General features: G+C 70.9%; 24 protein-coding genes. 14 read left to right on the plus strand and 10 right to left on the minus strand.

Features of this window, described 5'->3' with window-relative positions; translation table 11 throughout:
- Nucleotides 1-14: 14 nt before the first annotated feature.
- The 4 genes from NGB36_RS24165 to NGB36_RS24180 all read right to left on the minus strand — a co-directional run bounded on the left by NGB36_RS24165 (nt 15) and on the right by NGB36_RS24180 (nt 4,854).
- Nucleotides 15-1,583 carry an acyl-CoA synthetase gene (locus NGB36_RS24165; protein WP_255922552.1) on the minus strand — a complete coding sequence of 523 codons (1,569 nt, stop codon included), beginning with the start codon at nt 1,581-1,583 and terminating at the stop codon, nt 15-17.
- Nucleotides 1,580-2,686, minus strand: a complete 1,107-nt coding sequence (locus NGB36_RS24170) for an NAD(P)H-dependent flavin oxidoreductase (RefSeq protein WP_255922553.1) — start codon at nt 2,684-2,686, stop codon at nt 1,580-1,582. Before NGB36_RS24170 ends, NGB36_RS24165 begins: the two co-directional genes overlap by 4 nt.
- Before the next feature lie 55 nt (nt 2,687-2,741).
- A complete protein-coding gene (locus tag NGB36_RS24175; RefSeq protein ID WP_255922554.1) occupies nt 2,742-3,608 on the minus strand; it encodes an oxygenase MpaB family protein in 867 nt (288 codons plus the stop codon).
- 67 nt (nt 3,609-3,675) lie between these two features.
- On the minus strand, nt 3,676-4,854 hold the full coding sequence (locus NGB36_RS24180; RefSeq protein ID WP_255922555.1) for an acyl-CoA dehydrogenase family protein: 1,179 nt from the start codon (nt 4,852-4,854) through the stop codon (nt 3,676-3,678).
- A gap of 284 nt (nt 4,855-5,138) precedes the next feature.
- Here NGB36_RS24180 and NGB36_RS24185 point away from each other — a divergent pair, with 284 nt between their 5' ends.
- The 3 genes from NGB36_RS24185 (at nt 5,139) to NGB36_RS24195 (ending at nt 6,851) form a co-directional block, all read left to right on the plus strand.
- Complete coding sequence (locus NGB36_RS24185; RefSeq protein WP_255922556.1) at nt 5,139-5,348, plus strand: hypothetical protein; 210 nt, start codon at nt 5,139-5,141, stop codon at nt 5,346-5,348.
- Nucleotides 5,349-5,850: 502 nt separating this feature from the next.
- A complete protein-coding gene (locus NGB36_RS24190; RefSeq protein WP_255922557.1) occupies nt 5,851-6,636 on the plus strand; it encodes a COG4280 domain-containing protein in 786 nt (261 codons plus the stop codon).
- Nucleotides 6,633-6,851 (plus strand): hypothetical protein, encoded by a 219-nt coding sequence (locus NGB36_RS24195; RefSeq protein ID WP_255922558.1) that lies wholly within the window; start codon nt 6,633-6,635, stop codon nt 6,849-6,851. Before NGB36_RS24190 ends, NGB36_RS24195 begins: the two co-directional genes overlap by 4 nt.
- 43 nt (nt 6,852-6,894) lie before the next feature.
- On the opposite strand, the gene NGB36_RS24200 is transcribed toward NGB36_RS24195, so the two are convergent.
- The 3 genes from NGB36_RS24200 to lgt all read right to left on the minus strand — a co-directional run bounded on the left by NGB36_RS24200 (nt 6,895) and on the right by lgt (nt 8,980).
- Nucleotides 6,895-7,452 (minus strand): Chromate resistance protein ChrB, encoded by a 558-nt coding sequence (locus NGB36_RS24200; RefSeq protein ID WP_255922560.1) that lies wholly within the window; start codon nt 7,450-7,452, stop codon nt 6,895-6,897.
- Nucleotides 7,453-7,524: 72 nt separating this feature from the next.
- Entirely contained in the window at nt 7,525-7,881 is a 357-nt protein-coding gene (locus tag NGB36_RS24205; RefSeq protein ID WP_255922561.1) for a DUF202 domain-containing protein, read from the minus strand.
- A 247-nt stretch (nt 7,882-8,128) separates the two neighbouring features.
- On the minus strand, nt 8,129-8,980 hold the full coding sequence (gene lgt / locus NGB36_RS24210; protein WP_255922562.1) for a prolipoprotein diacylglyceryl transferase: 852 nt from the start codon (nt 8,978-8,980) through the stop codon (nt 8,129-8,131).
- A gap of 253 nt (nt 8,981-9,233) precedes the next feature.
- Between lgt and NGB36_RS24215 the strand changes: the two genes are divergently transcribed.
- The 4 genes from NGB36_RS24215 (at nt 9,234) to NGB36_RS24230 (ending at nt 12,957) form a co-directional block, all read left to right on the plus strand.
- Nucleotides 9,234-10,646, plus strand: coding sequence for an MFS transporter (locus NGB36_RS24215; protein ID WP_255922599.1), 1,413 nt, complete (start codon nt 9,234-9,236; stop codon nt 10,644-10,646).
- A gap of 256 nt (nt 10,647-10,902) precedes the next feature.
- Complete coding sequence (dhaK, locus tag NGB36_RS24220) at nt 10,903-11,895, plus strand: dihydroxyacetone kinase subunit DhaK (RefSeq protein WP_255922563.1); 993 nt, start codon at nt 10,903-10,905, stop codon at nt 11,893-11,895.
- A 1-nt stretch (nt 11,896) separates the two neighbouring features.
- Complete coding sequence (gene dhaL / locus NGB36_RS24225; protein WP_255922564.1) at nt 11,897-12,553, plus strand: dihydroxyacetone kinase subunit DhaL; 657 nt, start codon at nt 11,897-11,899, stop codon at nt 12,551-12,553.
- Nucleotides 12,550-12,957 (plus strand): PTS sugar transporter subunit IIA domain-containing protein, encoded by a 408-nt coding sequence (locus NGB36_RS24230; RefSeq protein ID WP_255922565.1) that lies wholly within the window; start codon nt 12,550-12,552, stop codon nt 12,955-12,957. Before dhaL ends, NGB36_RS24230 begins: the two co-directional genes overlap by 4 nt.
- Nucleotides 12,958-12,991: 34 nt before the next feature.
- On the opposite strand, the gene NGB36_RS24235 is transcribed toward NGB36_RS24230, so the two are convergent.
- Together NGB36_RS24235 and NGB36_RS24240 are read right to left on the minus strand one after the other, a co-directional pair.
- Entirely contained in the window at nt 12,992-13,540 is a 549-nt protein-coding gene (locus NGB36_RS24235) for a hypothetical protein (RefSeq protein WP_255922566.1), read from the minus strand.
- A gap of 98 nt (nt 13,541-13,638) precedes the next feature.
- Nucleotides 13,639-14,424 (minus strand): glutamate racemase, encoded by a 786-nt coding sequence (locus NGB36_RS24240; RefSeq protein WP_255922600.1) that lies wholly within the window; start codon nt 14,422-14,424, stop codon nt 13,639-13,641.
- 164 nt (nt 14,425-14,588) lie between these two features.
- Here NGB36_RS24240 and NGB36_RS24245 point away from each other — a divergent pair, with 164 nt between their 5' ends.
- The 7 genes from NGB36_RS24245 to NGB36_RS24275 all read left to right on the plus strand — a co-directional run bounded on the left by NGB36_RS24245 (nt 14,589) and on the right by NGB36_RS24275 (nt 22,329).
- Nucleotides 14,589-15,812 (plus strand): glycosyltransferase, encoded by a 1,224-nt coding sequence (locus tag NGB36_RS24245; protein ID WP_255922567.1) that lies wholly within the window; start codon nt 14,589-14,591, stop codon nt 15,810-15,812.
- Nucleotides 15,813-16,035: 223 nt separating this feature from the next.
- The gene (locus NGB36_RS24250) at nt 16,036-16,536 is read left to right on the plus strand and encodes a DUF6643 family protein (RefSeq protein ID WP_255922568.1); all 501 of its coding nucleotides are present in this window, start codon (nt 16,036-16,038) and stop codon (nt 16,534-16,536) included.
- A gap of 64 nt (nt 16,537-16,600) precedes the next feature.
- Nucleotides 16,601-17,425, plus strand: coding sequence for an MOSC domain-containing protein (locus tag NGB36_RS24255; protein WP_255922569.1), 825 nt, complete (start codon nt 16,601-16,603; stop codon nt 17,423-17,425).
- Nucleotides 17,426-17,544: 119 nt separating this feature from the next.
- Nucleotides 17,545-18,171: an Rv1733c family protein gene (locus tag NGB36_RS24260; protein WP_255922571.1), complete on the plus strand. Its 627-nt coding sequence runs from the start codon at nt 17,545-17,547 to the stop codon at nt 18,169-18,171.
- A gap of 153 nt (nt 18,172-18,324) precedes the next feature.
- Nucleotides 18,325-20,793: a right-handed parallel beta-helix repeat-containing protein gene (locus NGB36_RS24265; RefSeq protein WP_255922572.1), complete on the plus strand. Its 2,469-nt coding sequence runs from the start codon at nt 18,325-18,327 to the stop codon at nt 20,791-20,793.
- Nucleotides 20,794-20,914: 121 nt separating this feature from the next.
- Nucleotides 20,915-21,763, plus strand: a complete 849-nt coding sequence (locus NGB36_RS24270; RefSeq protein WP_255922573.1) for a DeoR/GlpR family DNA-binding transcription regulator — start codon at nt 20,915-20,917, stop codon at nt 21,761-21,763.
- Between the two features lie 89 nt (nt 21,764-21,852).
- Entirely contained in the window at nt 21,853-22,329 is a 477-nt protein-coding gene (locus NGB36_RS24275; protein WP_255922575.1) for an SRPBCC family protein, read from the plus strand.
- A 9-nt stretch (nt 22,330-22,338) separates the two neighbouring features.
- On the opposite strand, the gene cds1 is transcribed toward NGB36_RS24275, so the two are convergent.
- On the minus strand, nt 22,339-23,490 hold the full coding sequence (gene cds1 / locus NGB36_RS24280) for an L-cysteine desulfhydrase Cds1 (protein WP_308288918.1): 1,152 nt from the start codon (nt 23,488-23,490) through the stop codon (nt 22,339-22,341).
- Nucleotides 23,491-23,658: the final 168 nt, after the last annotated feature.

Raw genomic sequence — 23,658 nt, forward strand, 5'->3', positions numbered from 1 at the left:
CGGCGGCCAGGATTTCACACTGCGCTGTCGTGCCCCTCCCAGTACGGTGCGCGCAGCCGCCGCTTGTACAACTTGCCGTTGGGGTCGCGCGGCATCTCGGCGATGAAGTCGACGGACTTGGGGCGCTTGTAGCCGGCGAGCCGTGCCTCGCAGTGCGCCAGGATCGCGTCGGCGAGCTGCGGGCCCGGCTCGTGGCCGGGCGCCGGTTCGACGACGGCCTTGACCTCCTCGCCCCAGTCGTCGTGCGGGATGCCGAAGGCGGCGGCGTCGGCGACGGCCGGGTGGGTGAGAAGCACCGATTCGATCTCGGCCGGGTAGATGTTGACCCCGCCGGAGATGATCATGTCGATCTTGCGGTCGCGCAGGAAGAGGTAGCCGTCCTCGTCGAGAAGGCCGAGGTCGCCGACGGTGAAGAAGTCGCCGATGCGGTTCTTCCTGGTCTTGGTCTCGTCCTTGTGATAGCTGAAGCCGCCGGTGTTCATCTTCATGTAGACGGTGCCGAGCTCTCCCGGAGGAAGCCTGTTCCCGTCGTCGTCGAAGATCGCGATTTCGCTGATCGGCCAGGCCCTGCCGACCGTGCCCGGCTTCTTCAGCCAGTCGGCCGCCGGGGCGAAGGTGCCCCCGCCCTCGCTCGCCGCGTAGTACTCCTCGACACAGCTCCCCCACCACTGCAGCATCGCCCGTTTGACGTGCTCGGGGCAGGGGGCCGCGCCGTGGATGGCGTGCCGCATCGAGGAGACGTCGTAGCGCGCCTTCACCTCCTCGGGGAGGGCGAGGAGGCGGTGGAACTGGGTCGGGACCATGTGGGTGTGGGTGCATGCGTATCGGTCGATGAGCCGCAGCATCTCCTCGGGCGTCCACTTGTCCATGAGCACCACTGGGTGCCCGATGTGCAGCGCCGCACCGGCGAACTGGAGCACGGCGGTGTGGTAAAGGGGCGAGCAGACGAGGTGGACGTTGCCGTCGAACGGCTTGATGCCGAAGATCCCGAGGAAGCCGCCGAGGTAGGTCTCCTCCGGGAGTTTGCCCGAAAGGGGACGGCGGATGCCGCGCGGCCTGCCCGTCGTGCCCGAGGTGTAGTTCATCACCCCACCGCTGGTGCGGCCCTCCGGCGGCGCAGCCGGCTGTCCCTGCGACAGCCCCGCATAGGGCGCGAATCCGTCGATCGTCCCGACGGCGCGGCGGGCGTCCGCGGGCAGCCCGGCCTCGTCCGCCGCGGCGCGCGCCTGGTCCGCGTACCGCTCGTGGGCGATGAGGACCTTGGCACCCGAGTCCGAGACGATCCAGGCGATCTCAGGGCCGACGAGATGGTGGTTGACCGGGACGAGATAGAAACCGGCCTGGAAGGCGGCGAGATAGGCGGTGAAGAACTCCACACCGTTGGGGAGGACGACCGCGAAGGCGTCCCCGGTGCGCAGCCCTGCGGCGCGCAGGCCGTGCACGAGCCGGTTGGCGGCGGCGTGCAGGCGGCCCGCGGACCACTCCTCGCCGTCCGGAGCGGCGAGCACGATCCGTTCCGGGTCCTGTGCGGCCTGCGCCCAGAAGCCGTTCGATGGTTGCGACGCCTCGGGGTGCAACGTCATACGGACCTCCCTGCGATGCGGTTGATGCGGGCGATGGTGCGCTCGAAGCCGCGCGTGAGGTCGTCGACGACGGCCTGGACGCTGCGTTCTTCGGTCATCCGGCCGACGATCTGGCCTACGGGCGTGCCGAGCAGCGGCTCCACCTCGTACTTCTGGATCCGCGAGACCGCATCGGCGACCAACAGCCCCTGCAGGGGCATCGGCAGCGGGTCGGGCCCGGACGGGTCGTCCCACGCGTCGGTCCATTCGGTGCGCAACTGGCGCGCGGGTTTGCCGGTGAGGGCGCGTGAGCGGACGGTGTCGCCGGATCCCGCGGTGAGCAGTTTGCGGGTGAGGGCGGAGGAATGCAGTTCGGCCTCGGTGGTGGTGAGCCAGACCGAGCCGAGCCAGACGCCCTGTGCGCCCAACGCGAGGCCCGCGGCGACCTGTTCGCCGGAGCCGATGCCGCCGGCGGCGAGCACGGGGAGCGGGTCGACGGCGGCGACGATCTCGGGGGTGAGCACCATGGTGGTGATCTCGCCGGTGTGACCGCCGGCTTCATATCCCTGGGCGACGACGATGTCGATCCCGGCGTCCTGGTGGTGCTTGGCGTGGCGGGCGCTGCCGGCGAGCGCTGCGACGAGGATGCCGTGGTCGTGGGCGCGCCGGATGACGTCGGCCGGTGGTGAACCGAGGGCGTTGGCGAGGAGTTTGATGGGGTAGTCGAAGGCCACATCGAGCTGGGAGCGGGCGACCTGCTCCATCCATCCGGTGATGCGCCAGTCGGCCCGGTCGTCGGGGGCGAGCTCCGGTACGCCGTGTTTGGCGAGGGTCTCCTGGACGAACGCCCGGTGTCCTTCGGGGATCATCGCCTCGATGTCGGTGACGCTCACCCCGTCGACCTTCTTGGCGGGCATCACCACGTCGAGGCCGTAGGGCCGCCCGTCGGTGTGTGCGTCCAACCAGTCCAGATCGCACGCGAGTTCGTCGGCGGCGCCGTAGCGGACGGCGCCGAGTACCCCGAGGCCGCCCGCGCGGCTGATCGCCGCGGCGACGGCGGGGAACGGCGTGAAGCCGAAGATGGCGTGGTCCAGTCCCAGGCGTGTGCTCAGCTCCGTCCTCATGAGGGGCAGGATGCCGTACGCCGCATGCGAGGGGAAGAGATTTTCTGACGAATCGTCAGTTCGGTTCGGGTCCGCCCGCGGTCGCCGCCTTGCTCAGCCGGTACGCCGAGGGGTGGCTCCCGGGGCCGAGCCTGCCGACGGCCTTGAGAATGTGACCCGGCGGCAACTGCCAGCGCAGCGCGGCCGGGACGGCGCGCAGCGCGGAGCCGGTCAGGCGCAGCCGCCGGGTGACGGTCGCCTCCGCGGGGGCCCGTCGTCCGTAGAGCTCGTGTGCGAACGCCGGGAGCGCGGCGTAGGCGAGCCGGCTCGCCCGGCGCCAGACGACCTCGCGCGCCGGCACCACCAACGGCGAGACGGGCGGGGCCTGCAGGAAGGCGAAGACCTGGTAGGCCTCGGTGGTGGCGGCGAGATCGGGCAGCGTCTTGTCGAAGTAGGTGGCGAGGGAGGCGGTGTCGCCCGGTACGTCGCTCGGGTCGAGGCCGACGAGACGAGCGGACTCACGCTGCTCGTCGACGTAGGCGTCGGCCTGGGCGTCGGTGAGCGGAAAGCCGGAGCGCCGGGCTGTCTGGAGATAGGAGTCGATCTCGGCGCAGTGCACCCACAGCAACAGCTCGGGGGCGTCGACCGGATAGCGCTCGCCGTCCGGGTCCGCGGCGCTGAGCCTGCGGTGGATCGAGCGCACCTTGGCCGCAGCCGCTTCCGCCTCCAGCGTCGTGCCGTAGGTGATGGTGCCGACGAAGTCGGCGGTGCGCAACAGCCGCCCCCAGGGGTCCCTTCTGAAGTCGGAATTCTGCACGACACCGCGCACCGCACGCGGGTGCAGCGCCTGCAGGTAGAGGGCGCGCACCCCGGCGATCCACATCATCGGATCGCCGTGCAGCTGCCAGGTCACCGAGCCGGGGCCGAAGAGTCCGGGATCCACGCCGTCAGGCTATCGGTGGTCGGCGACCCTCGTATCCCCCTCGGCGAAACCCCTCGGCGAGAATCGGTCAGCGCCTGACGCGCGGCATGCCGAGCCCTATCCAGGAGATGATCTCGCGCTGGATCTCGTTGTTGCCACCACCGAAGGTGAAGATGACCGCACTGCGGTAGCCGCGCTCCAACTCGCCGTGGAGCACTGCGCCCGCCGAGCCCTCCTTGAGCGGTCCGGCAGCGCCGACCGCCTCCATCAGCCAGGCGTAGGCGTCGCGTCGCGCCTCCGAGCCGTAGACCTTGACCGCGGATGCGTCCTGCGGGGTGAGCGTGCCCCGTTGCAGGGCGTCGACCATGCGCCAGTTGAGAAGCTTCATCGCGTCGAGGCGGGCGTGCGTACGGGCGAGGCGGCCGCGCACCCATCCGAGGTCGATGACCCGGCGGCCGTCGGCGAGCTTGGTGTCGGCGGCCCAGCGCTGGACGTCATGCAGCGCCCGGATCGCCATCGTGCCGTGGGCGGCGAGGGTGACGCGTTCATGGTTGAGCTGCGTGGTGATCAGCCGCCAGCCCTTGTTCTCGTCGCCGACCCGATGGCTCACCGGGACCCGGATGTTCTCGTAGTAGCTGGCGGTGGTGTCGTGCGAGGCGAGGGTGTTGATCACCGTGCAGGAGTAGCCGGGGTCGCGCGTCGGCACCAGCAGGATGGAAATGCCCTTGTGCGCGGGCGCCTCCGGGTCGGTACGGACCGCGAGCCACACCCAGTCGGCGGTGTCGCCGTTGGTGGTCCAGATCTTCTGGCCGTTGACGAGGTACGAGTCGCCGTCGCGCACCGCCCGCGTGCGGAGCGAGGCGAGGTCGGTACCGGCGTCCGGCTCGGAGTAGCCGATGGCGAAGTCGATCTCCCCGGAGAGGATCCTGGGCAGGAACTCCGCTTTCTGCTCCTCGGTGCCGAACTGCATGATCGTCGGCCCTACGGTGTTCAGCGCCATCAGCGGCAGCGGCATGCCAGCCTGCGCCGCCTCATCGAAGAAGATGAACTGCTCCATCGGGGTCAGCCCGCGACCCCCGTACTCGGCCGGCCAGCCGACCCCCAGCCAGCCGTCGGAGCCGAGCCGTCGGATGGTCGAGCGGTAGAAACGCTTCGCCTCCGCCCGGTCGGCATACCTGGCGTATGCGTTGTCCGGCACCAGGGCGGAGAAGTAGGAACGCAGTTCGGAGCGCAGCTGCTGCTGCTCCGGGGTGTAGTCGAGGTGCACGGCCCCTCCCGAGGTCTGCCGGGCATGACGGCGCACAGAGTAGAACGCGTTACAGAAATGTGGAAGAGCCGGGGACGCGGTCGCCCGGCCGCCGCTTGACCCGCCCGTCGGCCTGTACGGCTGGAGCACCTGCCGGCCGGCGTGATCACCACCGGCATCGCCGCGGTGCGCGATCTCCTGTCGTGACCGCCCCCGGAACGGGCGTGTGCGGTTCTCCCGAATGGCCCACACGACCTGCGCGCTGCCCTCGGCCAGTTCAGGATGCTCCATGGGAGGAGGCCAAAATGTCTGGTGACGACAGCGCGATATTGCTGGATACGGTCCTCGACAGAGCCAAGAGAAAGCTCGAAGAGGAGTTCGGTAAGCAGGGGTACCGCGAGCTCAAAGTGGCAACTCTCAAAAAGGCCGAGCAGCTCAAGAGGCGGAACGCAAGAAGGTCTGCCAACGCAAGGCGGCGAACCGAGGACGAAAACGACCAGGAAGACGAAGAATAGCCGTCTAACGACAGTACTCCGCCAACCGATCCAATACGGCCATACCGCAGTAATTGCCGCATTCCCTCGTAGCCGTGACGCGCTCGCGCCACGGACGCGGACAGCGCCACGCTCCACGCTCCACGCCCGGCCCGGCCCGGCCCGGGCCCATGAGCATCGCCTGGACGCCGGACAGCTGACGCGACTCGACACGCACTGTTCCATCCATCACACCATGACGCTAACCATCGTTACAATCGAATCGTGATGGAGTCGACGCGGGATCTCGGATGGCCGGCACACTCGTGGGGACATGCGGCCGCGCCGGCCGCATGTCATGCCGACCGGCGACGCGCCGCCCGGCACCTGCGTGAACACCGCCGCGGCGCGCGCCGGCCATCGCTCGCATCAACTCTCCGGCGCTCGCATCAGCTCTCCGGCGGTGGCATTGCCCTCGTCCCCACGCCCAGGGAGGATTCATGAGATTGCATCCGTCGTCTCCCGTACGGGACGGAGGCCTTGCGTGAGCGCGTGGATTCTGTTCCTCACGGTCTTCGTCGCCTGCGCCGTGGAGGCCGTCGAGGCGCTCACCATCGTGCTGGCCGCAGGCACCAGCCGTAACTGGGCCTCGGCCCTTCAGGGCACATTGGCCGCCGTGGTCGCACTCGCCGTGGCTGTCGCCGCGCTCGGGCCCGCGATCGGACTCATTCCGCTGGGCGCGCTCCGCCTGGTCGTCGGCGCGTTGCTTTTGGTGTTCGGACTGCAGTGGCTCCGCAAGGCCGTGCTCCGGGGGTCCGGCTACAAGGCTCTGCACGACGAGGCCGAGTCGTACCAGAAGGAGGTCGCCGCCGCCCGAGCGGCCGAGAGCGGGAGCCGCGGCGTCATCGGCGACTGGTACGCCTTCACCCTCTCGTTCAAGGGTGTCTTCCTGGAGGGCCTGGAAGTCGCCTTCATCGTCGTTACTTTCGGCAACAACCAGGGCAATGTGCCGATGGCCGTCCTTGGTGCAGCGGCCGCGATCCTGATCGTTGCCGGCGTCGGCGTTGCCGTGCGCGCCCCCCTGGCCCGGGTGCCGGAGAACACCATGAAGTTCGCGGTCGGCACCATGCTCACCTCCTTCGGCATCTTCTGGTCCGCCGAAGGAGCCGGGGTCTCCTGGCCGGGATCCGACACAGCCCTGCTGGGCCTCGTCCCGGCGGTCGCGTTGCTCGCCCTCGCTTACACCGCGCTCCTGGGCCGCACCACCGGCGGGCCGGCCAACCCCGTCATCAAGCCCGGTACCGCTCCGGTGGAAGGGAGCGCACGATGAAGTGGCTTCGCTCGTTCGTTTTGTTCTGGTACGACTTCATCGTCGGTGACGACTGGCGAGTCGCGGTCGGTGTGGCCGTGACGCTGGCCGTGACAGTGGGACTGGTGCACAGCGGCGTGAACGCCTGGTGGCTGCTTCCGCTGGTGGTGGCGGCACTGCTCGGCGCCTCGTTGCGCCGCGTGGTGACGGGCAGCCGGCATCAGGGCCAGGGCTGAGGCTGAGGCTGAGTAACTCACTTGCGGAGGAGGGGAAGACGCATCAACGGCTCTCCCCCTCCTCCGCGTAGACACGGGATGCGTATTCGTCCAGCACTTGCTCGCACCGCTGCAACGCCGAAAGGGCCTCCGCCTTCCCCGAAGCACCCAGCACATCGCGGGCTTCCACCTTCGCCAGCCAGTTGCGCAGCTTCACCAGATCCTCGTCGTTCTCCTCCAACTCGGCATAGGTGAAGTGCTCTGCGGTGTATTCCTTCTCGATCTGTTGAAGGAAGTCCTGGCACCGGTCGACGATCTCCTCGTACTCGTCGTCCCGCGCCGCATTGAACGCCTGCTCGATCTCCGCATTTCCGGCAAGGACGTCATTCACCAGCAGGTACGCGCTGCCGCCCATCTCGGCGATCTCGTTGCGCAGCACCCGGAACGACCGCTCCGCAGCCGGACTGTGCGGCAACGCGGCCACCGAGTTCTGCAGATAGATGGCGCCCAGCCCTTTGATCTTCCGCCACACGGATGCGCGCAACCGGGTCGGCTCGGCAGGCACCTTGTAAATCAGTACGAGCCAGCGCAGCCCGGAACCATCTGCACCCACACTGTCCACGTCAGCAGCCTATCGGGGCGCGTCGGCAAGCTTTATGAACGGGCGGTCTCTTCGACCTCACAGCCTTCCCTCTCACACTCGCGCGCCACACACCGCCGGACGCCTGCAGACGCCGGAGCGGTGTGTGGTCGCCAGCCGCACGCCCACCGCGCCGGCCAGAGTCGCCGTCACGAGGAGCACGATCGAGGTGAGGAGGAGCGCCGTGCGGTGGGGCCGGGGCAGGCCGTAGCGGGCCGCCGTCGCGCACCACCCTCTCCACTGCGCGTGCGCGGTGACGGCGACCGGTGCCGCGGCCGAGACGCAGACCAGGCCCACGACGCCACGCAGCTCGCGAGCCGGCAGCAGCGGAAGCGAACTGACGGCGGCCCCCGTGGCCAGCAGCGTGAAACTGGTCCGGATCCAGGCGAGGAACGTGCGCTCGGCCGCCATCACGTTCCGGGAATCCAGCCCTTGGGGCGTGACCGCCCAACGCGTTGCGGCTCCGTCCCTGGCATGACGGGCATCGTTTGGTGACCTGAGCACGTCGGCCAACCCTCCCATGTCGCTCCCCGGCAGGCCGGCAGTGCCGGGATGCCCACCCTTCACCCGATTCGCTACCTATAGCATGCGATCAACTACTGAGTGGTGACAAGGGTTTCTTGCCATATGCGTCGCCTGCAGGCCTGAGCAGCCTCAGTCACGGACGGGAAGATGACACCGCGGCAGGCCCCGTAGCATCGTCGACCGCCGATGCGCCGTGCTGGACGCGGCGCCGCTGCAACAGCGCGAACCAGACCAGGCCTGCGAGCGTCCCGGCGGACGCGATGTAGAAGTTCAGCCGCAGGCCGAAGAAGTACTGCGAGTAGTCGACGCGCAGCGACTCCTCGACAATGCGGAAGGCCGAGTAGCCGGCGACGTACAGGGCGAACAGGCTCCCGGGCCTGACCTTCCCGCGGCGTCCGAGCCAGACCAGGAATCCGGCGAGCAGCACGTCCCAGACGAGTTCGTACAGGAACGTGGGGTGGAACGTCGCGTCCTGCAGGTAGCCGGGCGGGCGATGGGCCGGGGAGATCTGCAGCGCCCAGGGAAGGCTGGTCGGTCCGCCGAACAGCTCCTGGTTGAAGTAGTTGCCTATGCGGCCGACGGCCTGTGCGATCAGAAGACAGGGCGCCAGCGCGTCCATCATGCCCGTGACGTCGGCTCCGGCCCGGCGCAGCCGCCACACGCAGACCACGAAGGCCAGCGCGACGCCGCCCCAGATCCCCAAGCCGCCGTCCCACACCGCCAGGGGCCCCCACCAGTGCGGCGGTATCTGACTCGGCGTGGTCAGGTCGAAGTAGATGCGCCCTCCGATGATGCCGGCGGGCACGCCCCACACGGCCATCTCCTCGATCAGCACCGGGTCGCCGCCCGTGGCCCGCCAGCGGCGTCGGCCGACGAAGACGGCGAGGGCGATCCCGACGATGTACATCAGACCGTAGAAGTGGATGTAGACCGGCCCCAGGTAGAACCCGTTCACCGACGGGCTCGGGATCGCAGCGAGAAGCATGTCGCCGAGGATATGCGCTGCACCTGTCCGGCCGGAGCCGGGAGAGTGCGGACCCAGAGCCTCGGCAGGGCCTGACCGGCACGTCACGCGGCGTTCCGCGGCTTATAGTACATCGGGCTCAAAATATTTTTGTATCCGATGTATTCTGAACGGAGATGGGGGAAGGGACCGGAGAGGAACCGGAGGGGAGATGACCGGCCAAGTGACGCCGCCGTCGACGGAGCCCTCGACACCACACCGCTTCCTGCCCACGGTGCTGTTCCATGAGCGCCCACGGCCCGTGTGCATTCGGACGCTGCCCGGCGGCTGGTGGCTGGCCGTCGCCACCGTGTGCTTCGGCGCCTTCATGGGCCAGCTTGACGCCAGCATCGTCACACTGACCTATGGCAGCCTGCGCACCGAGTTCCACACCTCGCTCGCCGCCATCGAATGGGTCTCCCTCGCCTATCTGCTCACCCTCGTCGCGCTGCTCATCCCGGTGGGCCGGCTCGCGGACGCGCACGGACGGAAGTTGTTCTACCTCTACGGGTTCGTGGTCTTCACCGCTTCCTCGGCAGCGTGCGGGCTCGCGCCGACCCTCGCGGCGCTCGTCGGCTTCCGGGTGGTCCAGGCCGCCGGCGCGGCGATGATGCAGGCCAACAGTGTCGCCCTGGTCGCCACCAGTGCCCCGCGCGAGCGGATGCGCGCCGCACTCGGCGTACAGGCCGCCGCCCAGGCGCTTGGACTCGCCCTCGGCCCCACGGTCGGCGGCGCCCTGGTCTCCACCATCGGCTGGCGCTGGGTCTTCGGCATCAACGTCCCCATCGGTGTGATCGCCCTGATCGCGGGCCACTACCTGCTGCCCAGAACGCACAGTCGCGACCGCGGCCAGGGCTTCGACTGGCCCGGCCTGGGACTGCTCGCCCTCACCACCACCAGCGGCCTGCTGGGAGTGTCGGCCGCATCCGGCCTCGCCGTTCCCTCGTGGGCGGTCGGCGCACTGTTCGCCCTGTCCGCGGCCTCCGGCTGGGCCTTCGTCCGGTGGCAGGGTCGGACGGCGACCCCGCTGCTGAATCTCACGCTGCTGCGCATACGGGCGATCTCCACCGGCCTGGTCGGCGCGCTGAGTGGCTACCTCGTTCTGTTCGGCCCCCTCGTCCTGGTGCCGATCGCGCTTACCGCCGGCGGCCACTCCGAGCTCACAGCGGGCCTTGTGCTCACAGCGCTCCCTGCGGGCTTCGCGCTCGCCGCCACCAGTGCCGACCGGGTGCTGCCGTCTTTCCTGGCCGACAGGGGGCGCTGTCTTGCCGGCGCCGCCGTCTGTACGGGCACTCTGTGCGCGATCCTGGCCGTACCGCTCACCCCTGTTTGGCTCACGGTCCTTCTGGCCGTACTGGGACTCGGCCTCGGCATCTTCACCCCGGCGAACAATGCCCTGATCATGGGCGCCATTCCGGTCAGCTCGTCCGGCACCGGCGGCGGGCTGGTCAACATGGCCCGGGGCCTGGGAACCGCGCTCGGCGTCGCGCTGGTCACCCTTGCCCTCCACGTCGCCCCGCAAGGCGGTCAACTCGGCTCCCGCTGGGCGGCGTTCGTCCTGCTCCTCGCATCACTGGTCACGGTTGCCGCTGCCTGGTCCGGCCCCCGAAGCGGGTCCGCGGGACAGGGCCCCCGGCTGGAGTTGTAAACCCCGCACTTCCGGGGCCCTGCGGGCAACTCCCCCCTCAGAGCTTGAAGCCGGGGGCTGACCCGGCCCCGCGGCACTCGCGCCCGAAACCATACGTGCAGCGCAGGCCGCCCGCGCACGTCGCACGTACTCTGGAAGCGCTCGCGTACTGTGACCTCACACGCCGTGCAGGAGGCATCTCGGACCGTCCCCAAGCCCCGATGACGGGCTGTCAGCGGCCACAGCCGAGATTATTGAGCTACCCCTGGAGTGCCACGTGAAGATGCTGATCAATGTGCCAGAGACCGTGGTCCCCGACGCGCTGCGCGGCATCGCCGCGGCTCACCCCGAGCTCAACGTCGACGTCGCCACGCGAGTCGTGGTGCGGCGCGAGGCGCCGGTCGAGGGCAAGGTGGGCCTGGTCTCCGGCGGCGGCAGCGGGCACGAGCCGCTGCACGCCGGATTCGTCGGGCGCGGCATGCTGGACGCGGCCTGCCCGGGCGAGGTGTTCACCTCTCCGGTGCCCGACCAGATGACGCGGGCTGCGGCCGCCGTGGACTCCGGCGCAGGAGTGCTGTTCATCATCAAGAACTACACCGGTGACGTCCTCAACTTCGAAATGGCCGCGGAGCTGGCCGAGGACGAGGGCGTCCAGGTGGCCACCGTGGTGGTGAACGACGACGTCGCCGTCACCGACAGCCTTTACACGGCGGGGAGGCGGGGCACCGGCGGCACGTTGTTCGTGGAGAAGCTCGCGGGCGCCGCGGCCGAGGAGGGCGCGCCGCTGGACCGGGTCGCCATGATCGCCCGCCAGGTCAACGAGCGCTGCCGGAGCTTCGGCGTCGCGCTGAGCGCCTGCACCACTCCGGCGAAGGGAAGCCCGACGTTCGATCTGCCGCCCGGTGAGCTGGAGTTGGGCATCGGCATCCACGGCGAGCCGGGCCGGGAGCGGCGCGCGATGATGACCTCGCACGAGATCGCGGACGTCGCCGTGGAGGCGCTGGTGGAGGACCTTCGTCCGGACGGCCCGGTTCTCGCGCTGGTCAACGGCATGGGTGCAACCCCGCTGCTGGAGCTGTACGGGTTCAACGCCGAGGTCCACCGGGCACTGGGCGAACGCGGGGTGCCCGTCGTGCGCACCCTGGTGGGCAACTATGTGACCTCGCTGGACATGGCCGGGTGCTCGGTGACGATCTGCGAGGCGGACGAGGATCTGCTACGGCTGTGGGACGCCCCGGTGCGCACCCCCGCGCTGCGCTGGGGCTGCTGACATGAACGCATTCGAACCGGCGCTCGACGGGGAGTATGTGCGCCGCTGGCTCGCCGCCGCAACAGCCGCGATCGAGCGGGAGTCCGACCATCTCACCGAGCTCGACTCGCCGATCGGCGATGCCGACCACGGTGCCAACATGCGCCGCGGCTTCACCGCCGCCTCGGCCGCGGTCGGCAAGGAGCCCCCGCAGACCCCCGGCGCGACGCTCGCCCTCGTCGGACGGCAGCTGATCGGTTCGGTCGGCGGTGCGTCGGGGCCGTTGTACGGGACGTTGCTCCGCAGAGCGGGCAAGGCGCTGGGCGACGGGCCGACCGTCACACCCGGCGAGCTGTGCACCGCACTGCGGGCCGGGGTCGATGGCGTGGCTCAGCTCGGCCGCTCCGAGCGGGGCGACAAGACGATGCTCGACGCGCTGTATCCGGCAGTCGAGGCGCTGGGTTCCGCGCTGGATTCGGGAGCCGGATTGGTCGCGGCGCTGGCCGCGGCGCGGACCGCCGCCGAGGAGGGCGCGGTCGCGACCGTGCCGATGCAGGCGCGCAAGGGCCGGGCCAGCTACCTGGGCGAGCGGAGCATCGGCCATCAGGACCCGGGGGCCACCTCGGCAGCTCTACTCATCGCCGCCCTCGGCGAGGCGGCCGGGGAGGGCGCCGCATGAGTGTGAGTGAGCCGGTGGGCCTCGTGCTCGTCTCGCACAGCGCATCGGTCGCGCAGTCGGTCGCCGAGATGGCGGCCGGGCTGGCGGCGGGTGGCGCCACGGCCCCTGTCGCCTTCGCCGGCGGCGACGGGGAAGGCGGTCTCGGCACCAGTTCCGAGCTGATCCTGGCGGCGGCGCGCTCGGTGGACCGCGGTGCCGGGATCGCCGTGATCGCCGATCTGGGAAGCGCGGTGCTCACCGTGCGGACGCTGCTCGAGGACGACGAACTGCCGCACGGGACGCGGTTGCTCGACGCGCCGTTCGTCGAGGGCGCGGTGGCCGCCGTGGTCACCGCTTCGGCCGGGGCGGATCTGGATGGGGTCGCCGCCGCGGCGGAGGAGGCGTACACCTACCGCAAGTTGTGAGACGCAAGTTGTGAGACGGCCGTCGGAAGGGGTGTCAGTGCGCGAGCCGGTCCCTGATGGCCCGCACCGCCCCTTCCGCGTCGTCGACCGTCACCGTCAGGCGCCGCCCGTCGCCGAGCACGACGACGAAGCCCGGCCCGCGCCGCACGACCACGGCGGTGCCCATCCCGGGACGCCAGCGGTATCCCCAGCCGCCCCAGTTGCGCGGGCTGATCCACGGCGCGAGCCGGGCCGAGTCGACCTGGTCGAGGGTGATGCGGCGGCGTGGCAGCCCGTAACCGCAGCGGATCTCCAGCGCCTCGCGGTCCACGCGCACCCGTACCCGGGTGAAGGCGACCGTTCCGAACAGCACGAGCAGTCCGGCTGCGAGACAGCCGACGACCGACATGACCAGTGGCGCGAGTCCGGGGCTCCAGGACGGCTCGACGGCGAGGTCGATGCCGAGCGCCACGCATCCGGCGCCGATCGAGGCGAGCACCCACTGCCCCCGGTTGGTGGCGTGCCCGGTCCACACTTCGGGTGTGTCCGCCGGATCGCCGGGCGCGTCCGCGCCCCGGGTGTCGCCGGTGCCGGTGTCGTGCATAGTCCGGAGCGTACTCGCAGCACGCTGTGACGGCACTGTTACCGGCGCCGCACGGGTCGCGTCGGGCGGTACGGGCGCGACAGGGGCATCGTCAGCGGTCAGCGGACGGGCGCTGCGGCGGAGATCGCCCGGCCCTCCGCGTAGGCAAGTGCGGCATCGGGCAGGGCGGCGATACGGCCACTGAGGATCACCGTGAGCGAACCGGACGGCTCGGCGTCGGGCGCGGGGGCTGCTCCGATGCGCCTCAGCGCCTGGGCGGCGACGGCGTCCGCAGAACCGTGCAACACGATGGGCGGAGCGTCGGCGGGCTGCACTGCAGCACGGATCCGGTCGGCCACGAGTTCGTAGTGCGTACAGCCCAGCACCACCGAGCTGACGTCGCGCGGGGTGCGGGCTGCAGCGGATGCGATGGCCTCGTCGATCGCGGCCTCGTCGGCCTCCTGCAGGGCGTCGGCGAGACCGGGACAGGCCACCTCGGTGACCCGGGCTCCGTCGGCGAACTCCTCGATCAACCGGCGTTGGTAGGCGCTGCCCGTGGTCGCCGCAGTCGCCCACATCGCCACGGGACCGCCATCGGCGGCTGCCGGCTTGATCGCCGGGACCGTCCCGATCACCGGGATCCCGGGCTCCAGCGCAGCGCGCAGCGCGGGCAGCGCATGGACGGAGGCGGTGTTGCAGGCGACGATCAGCGCGTCGGGGGCATGGGCGGCGGCTGCTTCGGCGCAGGCCAGCGCGTGGGCGGTGACGTCGTCGGCGGTGCGCGGCCCCCAGGGCATGCCGTCCGGGTCGGAGGAGAGGACGAGCTCGGCGTCCGGGCGCAGCGCCCGCAGTGCGGCAGCGGCGGCCAGCAGACCGATGCCGGAGTCCATGAGCGCGATCTTCAGTCCGGCTCGCTTCACTGCGGCATGCCTCTCGGTCTCGCTGTCGTCGCTGTCGCTGTCGAACGGCATCCGGCCGTGCGCGGCCGGCGTCGCACGCCGCACGCCTCGCTCCGGCAGCCGACGCAACTTTAACTGGGCCCGCGCCAGGGTGTCGTTCCGGGCCGCGCATGTGGGGCAGACTGCCGCGCGTGACCATCTCGATCGTGATCGCCCTCGTGTCGCTGCTCGCCTGGGGGTGGCTGCTGGTGGGGCAGGGCGGGTTCTGGCGCACCGATGTGCGGCTGCCGCCGCGCGCGCCGGGCGGCGACCCGGCCGTCTGGCCCGCGGTGGCGGTCGTGGTGCCGGCGCGGGACGAGGCCCATGTGCTGCCTGACAGCCTTCCGTCATTGCTGGCTCAGGAGTACCCGGGCCGTGCCGAGGTGTTCCTGGTCGACGACGGCAGCACGGACGGGACGAGCGCGCTGGCGCGGGCCATCGCCGAGGAGCACGGAGGGCTGCCGCTGACCGTCTGCTCCCCGGGCGAGCCCCCTGCGGGCTGGGCCGGGAAGCTGTGGGCGGTGCACCACGGGATCGGTGTCGCGGCCGGGGCGTATGAGCACGGTTATCTGCTGCTCACCGACGCCGACATCGCCCACCGGCCGGGCTCGCTGCGCGAGTTGGTGGCCGCGGCGCTGGCGGACGGGCGTGATGTCGTCTCGCAGATGGCGAGGCTGCGCGTGGAGACGGGTTGGGAGCGGCTGATCGTCCCGGCCTTCGTCTACTTCTTCGCGCAGCTGTACCCGTTCCGGTGGATCAACAGGCGCGGCGGGCACACGGCGGCAGCGGCGGGCGGTTGTGTCCTCATCAGGCGCGAGGTGGCGGAGCGCGCCGGCGTTCCCGCCGCGTTCCGGCATGCGGTGATCGACGACGTGGCGCTGGCACGGGCGGTGAAGCGCAGCGGCGGCACGATCTGGCTCGGCCTCGCCGACCGGGTGGACAGCGTGCGGCCCTATCCGCGGCTGTCGGAGCTGTGGCGGATGATCTCGCGCAGCGCCTACGCGCAGTTGCGGCACAACCCTGCCCTGCTCATGGCGACGCTCGCTGGTCTCGCGCTGGTCTACGCGGTGCCTCCGGTGGCGGCGGTGGCAGGCGCGGTGACCGGCGACGGCCTGCTCCTCGCGGCCGGGTCGGCGGCGTGGGCCGTGATGACCGGCACGTATGCGCCGACGCTGCGCTACTACCGCCAGCCGCTGTGGCTCGCACCGCTGTTGCCGTTCACGGCGATGCTGTACGCGGCGATGACGGCGGACTCGGCGCTGCAGCACTACCGGGGCAGGGGGGCGGCGTGGAAGGGCCGGACATACGCGCGTCCGCAATCGGGGGAACAGGCCCCCGGCCCGGCTGCCGACTGAGGACTGACGCTCCGGCAGGCGGAGGGATCACTCGCGCGATGCCGCCTGGACCGGCCCGCGACACGCCATCGGCACGGACCCGCCTTTACACCATCGAAACACCGCCCGATGGCCGTTTTTCGCGGATTCGATCGTATTGGGGAACTCACTTCACTGGCGACGCGCCAAACAACCCTCTTATCGGTCTCCCCTTCCAGCACATCGTGGGCTTAACTTATGGAGCATGACCACCCCCCGCGGTTCTTACGGCGGCGGCTACTACGCCTCGCCGGCCTTCCCGGACACCCCCATCTACGACAGCCTGGTCGCAGAGCGGGGTACCCCCCAGATCGCCCCGATCCGGGTAACCCCGCCGTACGACATGGGCAGCAGCCTGCCCGCGCTTCCGGCGCTCCCGGCGCTCCCCTCCGCGTCGACCTCCCATACGCCGCTGCACGGCACGTACACCGGCTATGTGCCGGCGCCGCAGCCCGCCGCGTACCCGGTGCAGCCGGCCCCCGCCGCGTACATCCCGCAGCAGGCGAGCGGACCGCGCGGCTATGCCGGCGGCTACCCGCAGCAGGCCCCCCAGGCGCCGTACCAGGGCGGCCCGACGGGGTACGACGCGGTGCGGCCGGTGCCGCCACGCCCGGCGGCCCCGTATCCCGCCCCGCCCCGTCCTGCGGCGCCCGGCCCGTACGGCGAGGACCCGTACCGTCGCCCCTACAACGGGCAGGGCTACTGAGCCGCGCGAACTTCGCCGCACCGGCGGGAGTCCGGTTGTCACAGGCGGCTGGCAGCATGGCCGTATGAGGACACCACGACTGAAGGCTGTGCATATCTATCCGGTGAAGTCGGTCGCGGGACCGGCGCCCGGCGAGGCGGCCGTCGAGCCGTGGGGGCTCGTCGGGGACCGGAGGTGGATGCTGGTCGACGGGGACAACCGTTTCCTCACGCAGCGTCAGTGGCCGCGCATGGCGCTGATATGCGCCGAGCCGCTGGCGGACGGCCGTCTGAGGGTGGCCGCGCCCGGCATGCCGCCGCTGGACGTGGCCGTCCCGGAGCCGGCCGCCACCATGCCGGTGCAGATATGGCGCGACAAGGTGGAGGCGGTCGCCGCGGCGCCGCAGGCCGCCGAGTGGTTCGGGGAGTTCCTCGGTGCGCGCGTCACCCTTGTCCATCTGGACGACCCGGCGCGCAGACGGCCGGTCGACCCGGAGTACTCCCTGCCCGGCGACATGGTCACTTTCGCCGACGGCTACCCGCTGCTGCTCACCTCCGCGGCCTCGCTCGACGCCCTCAACTCTCTGATCGCGCAGGGCGGCCGTCCGGACGAGGGGCCGCTGCCGATGAACCGCTTCCGTCCGAACGTGGTGGTGGAGGGCACGGAGGCCTGGGCCGAGGACGGCTGGCGCCGGATCGCGATAGGAGAGGTGAGCCTCCGCGTCGCCAAGCCATGCGGCCGGTGCATCATCACCACCACGGACCAGCGGACGGCCGTGCGCGGCAAGGAGCCACTCGCCACCCTGGCCCGGCATCGGCGCTTCGGCGACTCTCTTGTCTTCGGGCAGAACCTCATACCGGAAAATCGCGGAACCCTGCGCGTCGGTGACGCGTTCACCATCCTGGAGTAGCGCGTCAAGGCAGCGCTGCGGCCGACCCCTCGCGCGGGGTGTTTTCGGGCGCTTTCGGGCCGCCCCGCGCATGTGTTGTGCCGTTTGCGGTACTTGGACGTGCGAGGGGGTGAGGTGCGATGCGGCCGACGGGACCGATGCCCGCGATGCCGGGCGCCTGGCGGTGGCGGCCCAACCCGCTACGGCGCCGCAGCGACGTGGTCGAGGCCTGGGCCGGTCTCGCCACGGCCGCCGTGGTGGCGGTCGGCGCGCCCGCGGCAGGGCTCGCCACCGGCCGGACCGTCGGGTACGAGCTGCAGCGGACGGTGCGCCTCCAGCATGCCCAGCGCCACCTGGTGCCGGCCACCGTGCTGAGCACCTCAGCCCGCACCGTCCCCGCCGTCAGCGCGGACGGCGACTCGACGGACGGTCAGGACACCGTCCGCTCGGCCGTCGTGCGCTGGACAGCACCCGACGGAACGGTCCGCACCGGGACGATACACATCGTGCTGCCCCGCCAGTCCGGTGACCGCGTTCCGGTGTGGATCGACACAAGGGGCGTGCTGACCGGCCGCCCCATGGACCGGTCCACGGCCACCACCAACGCGGTCGCCGCCGGCCTCGGTGTAGCCGCGGGCGTCGCATCGTTCGCGTGCGGGATGCGCCAGCTCCTCGGCTGGCGGATCCTGCGCCGCCGCCTCGCGGACTGGGAGCGCGCATGGGCTCGGCTCGGCCAGGACTGGGGCCGCGCCGGCGCCGGAGGCTGACCGCTATACCACCGATTGCTCCGCTACGGCGCTTTCCGCCCGAACCGCCGCACGGGACAAGGCTTCTGGGCTCGTCGGTGCAGGGGCGCCCCCGGCTCGCGCTACCGTGGAGCCCCGGTCCGCAGACCCAAGAGGTGGGGGCAGAACAGCACCATGGCACAGGGCGTGGCTCAGGTGACGCACACCGGTACGTCGCGGTGGCGGCGCCGCACGGGCGAGTACGACACCCTCGCCGCCGCCCTGGAGGCGGCAGGCGACGGCGATGTCGTCGCGGTCGTCCCCGGCACCTACCGGGAGAACATCGTCGTCCAACGCGCCGTGACGCTGCGGGGAGCCGAGGGCCCGGGTTCCGTGCGCATCGCCCCGCCGGGTGGCGTCGCCCTGACGGTGCGCGCCGCTGCCACCGTGCAGGACCTGCACATCGAGGGCCAGGACACTTCCGCCGCAGCCCTGCTCGTCGAGGGGTCGACACCCGAGTTGCAGGGGCTGAAGGTCGTCACCCGCTCGGCCGTGGGCATAGAGGTCCGCGACCGCGCCCGCCCCACCGTACGCCGCTGCACCGTGGACAACCCGGCGGGTCTCGGCATCAGCGTGCTCGACTCGTCCGGCGGCCTGTTCGAGGAGTGCGAGGTGGTCGCGGCCGGCCAGTCGGGCTTCGCCGTCCGCAGCGGCGCCTCACCGCGCCTCGACCGCTGCCGCATCCACCATGCGAGCGGCGCCGGCCTGGCCGTGACCGGTGACGGGACGGTCGCCGAGGCCGTCGGCTGCGAGATGTACGAGATCAAGGGCACCGGTGTGCAGGTCACGGCACGGGCCGCAGGCCATCTCACCGACTGCCAGGTGCACCGTACGACCGGCGACGGCGTCACCCTCGACACCGACGCCGTCCTCACCCTCGCCGACTGCGACATCCACGACATACCCGAGAACGCGATCGACCTGCGGTCGCGCTCGGTGCTGACCCTCACCCGCTCGACGGTGCGCCGCTTCGGCCGCAACGGCCTGTCCGTATGGGACCCGGGCACCCGCGCCGACGCCAACCAGTGCGAGATCCACGACAGCGAGGGCGACTATCCGGCGGTGTGGATCAGCGACGGCGCCGCGGCCGTGCTGGACTCCTGCCGCGTGCACGATGTGCCCGATGCCCTGTTCGTCCTCGACCGGGGCTCGCGCGCCGACGTCGTCGACAGCGACATCGCCCAGGTGCGCAACACCGCCGTCTCCGTCAGCGACGGTGCCACCGTGCAGATCGACGACTGCCGCATCCGGGAGGCCACAACCGGCGCCTGGTTCCGCGACCACGGAAGCGGAGGCACCCTCGCCGCCAGCACCATCGACGCCGTGGCGACGGGCGTCATCGTCACCAAGGGCGCGGATCCCACGATCGAACGGTGCACCGTCGCCTCCCCCGCCGAGGCCGGGTTCTACGTCTCCGCGGGCGGGCGCGGTACGTTCACCGGCTGCCGGGTCACCGGCAGCCGCGGCTACGGATTCCACATCATCGACGGGTGCCGTACCACGTTGACCCGGTGCCGTACCGAGCGCTGTTCGCGCGGCGGCTACGAGTTTGCCGAACCGGGACCGGTCGCCAAGGAGTGCACGAGCGACGAGAGCGCCGAGCTGCGCGTCGTCCCCGATTCCGCCGGCCGTCCCGGCCCGCCCTCGGCCGCCCGGACGGAGGGCCTGCCGCCGCACCCCGCAACCGCCCCGGCCGCGATGACGGCCACCGGGACGGGCTCGTACGGTCTGCTGGGCGGGGTGCCCGAGCCGCGCCCTGCCGAGGGCGCCTCCGGGGCCGAGGCCCCGGCCGCACGCCCCGCCGAGGCCGTGCTCGGTGAACTCGACGCGCTGGTGGGCCTGGAGAGCGTCAAGCGCGAGGTGCGCGCCCTGATCGACCTGATCGCCGTCGGCCGCCGCCGGCGGCAGGCCGGTCTCAAGGCCCCCTCCCCCCGCCGTCATCTGGTCTTCACCGGCTCTCCCGGCACCGGCAAGACGACGGTGGCCCGGCTGTACGGCGAGATCCTGGCGTCGCTAGGCGTCCTGGACACCGGGCACCTCGTCGAGGTCTCCCGCGTCGACCTCGTCGGCGAGCACATCGGCTCGACGGCGATCCGCACCCAGGAGGCGTTCGAACGCGCGCGTGGAGGTGTGCTCTTCATCGACGAGGCATACGCGCTTGCGCCCGAGGATTCGGGGCGGGATTTCGGCCGCGAGGCGATCGACACCCTGGTGAAGCTGATGGAGGACCACCGGGACGCGGTCGTGGTGATCGTCGCCGGGTACACGGCGGAGATGAAGCGCTTCCTGGCCTCCAACCCCGGTGTGGCGTCCCGCTTCTCACGAACCATCACCTTCGGCGACTACACGGCCGAGGAGCTGCTGCGGATCGTGGGCTCCCAGGCCGACGAGCACGAGTACCGCCTCGGGGAGGGCACCGACGAGGCGTTGCTGAAGTACTTCACGGCACTTCCGAAGGGCCCGTCCTTCGGCAACGGGCGCGCCGCGAGGCTGACCTTCGAGGCCATGGTCGAGCGGCACGCGGGCCGGGTGGCCCAGCTCTGCGAACCGACCCATGACGACCTGCAGCTGCTCTACGCCGAGGACCTCCCCGAGCTTCCCTGACCGGGCCGCCGTCCCGACGGATCACGATGTCGTATCCCCGTGGGAAGATGGCACGGACGGCGCAGAACGCAGACGACGCAGACGACGCAGACGACGCAGACGACGGAAGGGACGGGCGCGGGTGGGCGACAACCAGAACCTCCTGGCTGAGCAGCGGCGTGCCCTGATCCTCGACGAGGTCAGGCGGCGCGGCGGGGTGCGTGTCAACGAACTGACCCGCAAGCTCAACGTCTCCGACATGACTGTGCGGCGTGATCTCGACGCGCTCGCGCACCAGGGCATGGTCGAGAAGGTGCACGGCGGAGCGGTCCCGGTCGCCGAGGCGAGCAGCCACGAGCCGGGGTTCGAGGCGAAGGCGGGCCTCGAACCGGGTGCGAAGGAGGCAATCGCGCGCGCCGCCGCCTCCATGGTCGTGCCCGGCAGCGCCATCGCCCTGTCCGGCGGCACGACCACCTACGCGCTCGCGCACCATCTCCTCGACGTGCCCGATTTGACGGTCGTCACCAACTCGGTGCGCGTCGCGGACGTCTTCCACACCGGGCAGCGCCGGTCGGGCAGTGGCACACAGCGGGCGGTCCGCCCCGGGGCCGCGACGGTGGTGCTGACCGGCGGCGTGCGGACCCCGTCCGACTCCCTCGTCGGCCCGGTCGCCGACCGCGCGATCCGCTCCCTCCACTTCGATCTGCTCTTCCTCGGTGTGCACGGCCTGTCGGTCGAGGCAGGCCTGTCCACGCCGAATCTCGCCGAGGCGGAGACCAACCGGCAGTTCGTGCGCTCGGCGCGACGCGTCGTGGTGATAGCCGACCACACCAAGTGGGGTACGGTCGGGCTGAGTTCCTTTGCCACGCTCGACGAGGTCTCCACCCTGGTGACCGACGCCGGCATACCGCCGCAAGTGCGCGCGGAGATCTCCGAGCATCTGGCGGATCTGGTCGTCGCTGGCGAGACGGACGAGGCCACGGAGGCCTGAGCAGGCTGCGCACACAACGGGACTGACATACCGTCAGCTATCGCGTACCGTACGGCTTGCCCGGCCGTTCCGATCAGGAGGTGCCCGTCATGCCGCGCCGACTCCGCCCCGTCGGTCTCGACTTCGTCGGCAGCGCTCCGCTACGTCTGGTCTTCGCCGACGAGATCTCCGCCGGACCCGCCGAGGTGTTCCACGCCCTCGCCCACGACACCGCCGGCTGGAAGGAGTGGTTCGGCGCGGTCACGCTGGCGCGCCCCACCGACGGAGGCCGCGAGATCGGTCTCATGGGCGGCGTGAGGTTCAGCGAGACGGTGCTCGCCTCGGACGACCCGACCCGTTATGCGTACCGGGTCGACACCACCAATGCCCCCGTCGTCCGCGCTCTTGCGGAGGAGTGGCTGCTCTCCCCCACCGCTCCGGGCGGCACGCGCGTCCAGTGGACCTTCGCCGTGGACGCTCCCGCGGGCGCCCGCGGTCTGCTCCGGGTGGCGCGTCCCGGCCTGGGTCACGCCTTCCGCGACGCCGTGCGCTCCCTGGACGCTGCGCTCGCCGCCGCCCGCGGCTGACGGACGGGTTCAGTCCGACCAGGTGCCGGTGGCGAGGAACCCGTCGATCGCGGCCGCGTAGGGAGCGATGTCAAGGCCCTGTTCCGCCAGCCACGCGTCCGAGTAGTACTTGTCGAGATAGCGGTCGCCCGGATCGCACAGCAGCGTCACCACGCTCCCGGTCCGCCCCTGGGCCAGCATCTCGGCCACGATGCGCAGCGCCCCCCACAGTCCCGTACCCGTCGAGCCGCCCGCCTTGCGGCCGATCGCCCGTTCCAGCGCACGCACAGCCGCGACCGACGCCGCGTCCGGCACCTTCATCATCCGGTCGATGGAGCTCGCGACGAAGCTGGGCTCCATCCGTGGCCGCCCGATCCCCTCGATGCGGGAGCCCCGCTCGCAGACCACATCGGGATCACCGGTGACCCAGCCGTCGAAGAAGCACGAGTTCTCCGGGTCGGCGACACAGACTCGCGTGTCGTACTGCATGTAGTGCACATACCGGGCGATGGTGGCCGAGGTACCGCCCGTGCCGGCCGTGGCGACGATCCACGCCGGTTCGGGATGGCGCTCCTTGTCGAGTTGTTGATAAATCGATTCGGCGATGTTGTTGTTGCCACGCCAGTCGGTCGCCCGTTCGGCGTAGGTGAACTGGTCCATGTAATGACCGCCGGACTCCGCCGCCAGGCGGGCGGAGATCTCGTAGATCGTCCGCGAATCGTCCACCAGATGGCATCGACCGCCATGGAACTCGATCAGGCGCTGCTTCTCACGACTGGTCGTGCGCGGCATCACCGCGATGAACGGCACGCCGATGAGCCCTGCGAAGTACGCCTCGGAGACGGCCGTCGAGCCGCTCGACGCCTCGATCACGGGCCGGTCCGGCCGGATCCAGCCGTTGCACAGCCCGTACAGGAACAGCGAACGTGCGAGGCGATGCTTGAGCGAGCCCGTGGGGTGGGTCGACTCGTCCTTCAAGTACAAGTCGATTCCCCAGTGTTCGGGCAGCGGAAAACGCAGCAGATGCGTGTCGGCGCTCCGGTTCGCGTCGGCCTGGACCTTGCGCACGGCTTCCTTCAGCCAGGCGCGGTAGCGCTCGTCCGAGCGGTCGACATCCACGGTGGCGGCAGGCGCGTCGCCTCCTGCGAGATGGCGGTCGCCGGCCTGTTCGACGGTGTCCACGTGCTTCCCGCCTCCCGCTCGCCCCGCTCCCGGCCACCGTGCCGGGCACGGTTCGATCATAGGCAGCCACCGCACGAACAGCGCGCGCACTGGTGCGCGGACCGCGGGCGCGGCACACTGCGCTCACGCGGCCATGCACGGCCACACGCGGCACTGCGGGCGAAGGGG

Source organism: Streptomyces humicola (assembly GCF_024436035.1).
GTDB lineage: Bacteria > Actinomycetota > Actinomycetes > Streptomycetales > Streptomycetaceae > Streptantibioticus_B > Streptantibioticus_B humicola.

Coding starts and splice junctions, on each gene's coding strand:
- NGB36_RS24185 (WP_255922556.1), top strand. CDS start 5,139: ATGTCTGGTGACGACAGCGCGATATTGCTGGATACGGTCCTCGACAGA.
- NGB36_RS24165 (WP_255922552.1), bottom strand. CDS start 1,583: ATGACGTTGCACCCCGAGGCGTCGCAACCATCGAACGGCTTCTGGGCG.
- NGB36_RS24235 (WP_255922566.1), bottom strand. CDS start 13,540: ATGCACGACACCGGCACCGGCGACACCCGGGGCGCGGACGCGCCCGGC.
- NGB36_RS24260 (WP_255922571.1), top strand. CDS start 17,545: ATGCGGCCGACGGGACCGATGCCCGCGATGCCGGGCGCCTGGCGGTGG.
- NGB36_RS24230 (WP_255922565.1), top strand. CDS start 12,550: ATGAGTGTGAGTGAGCCGGTGGGCCTCGTGCTCGTCTCGCACAGCGCA.
- dhaL (WP_255922564.1), top strand. CDS start 11,897: ATGAACGCATTCGAACCGGCGCTCGACGGGGAGTATGTGCGCCGCTGG.
- NGB36_RS24205 (WP_255922561.1), bottom strand. CDS start 7,881: ATGGCGGCCGAGCGCACGTTCCTCGCCTGGATCCGGACCAGTTTCACG.
- NGB36_RS24195 (WP_255922558.1), top strand. CDS start 6,633: ATGAAGTGGCTTCGCTCGTTCGTTTTGTTCTGGTACGACTTCATCGTC.
- NGB36_RS24275 (WP_255922575.1), top strand. CDS start 21,853: ATGCCGCGCCGACTCCGCCCCGTCGGTCTCGACTTCGTCGGCAGCGCT.
- NGB36_RS24250 (WP_255922568.1), top strand. CDS start 16,036: ATGACCACCCCCCGCGGTTCTTACGGCGGCGGCTACTACGCCTCGCCG.
- NGB36_RS24255 (WP_255922569.1), top strand. CDS start 16,601: ATGAGGACACCACGACTGAAGGCTGTGCATATCTATCCGGTGAAGTCG.
- NGB36_RS24265 (WP_255922572.1), top strand. CDS start 18,325: ATGGCACAGGGCGTGGCTCAGGTGACGCACACCGGTACGTCGCGGTGG.
- NGB36_RS24245 (WP_255922567.1), top strand. CDS start 14,589: ATGTGGGGCAGACTGCCGCGCGTGACCATCTCGATCGTGATCGCCCTC.
- NGB36_RS24170 (WP_255922553.1), bottom strand. CDS start 2,686: ATGAGGACGGAGCTGAGCACACGCCTGGGACTGGACCACGCCATCTTC.
- lgt (WP_255922562.1), bottom strand. CDS start 8,980: ATGCTTCTCGCTGCGATCCCGAGCCCGTCGGTGAACGGGTTCTACCTG.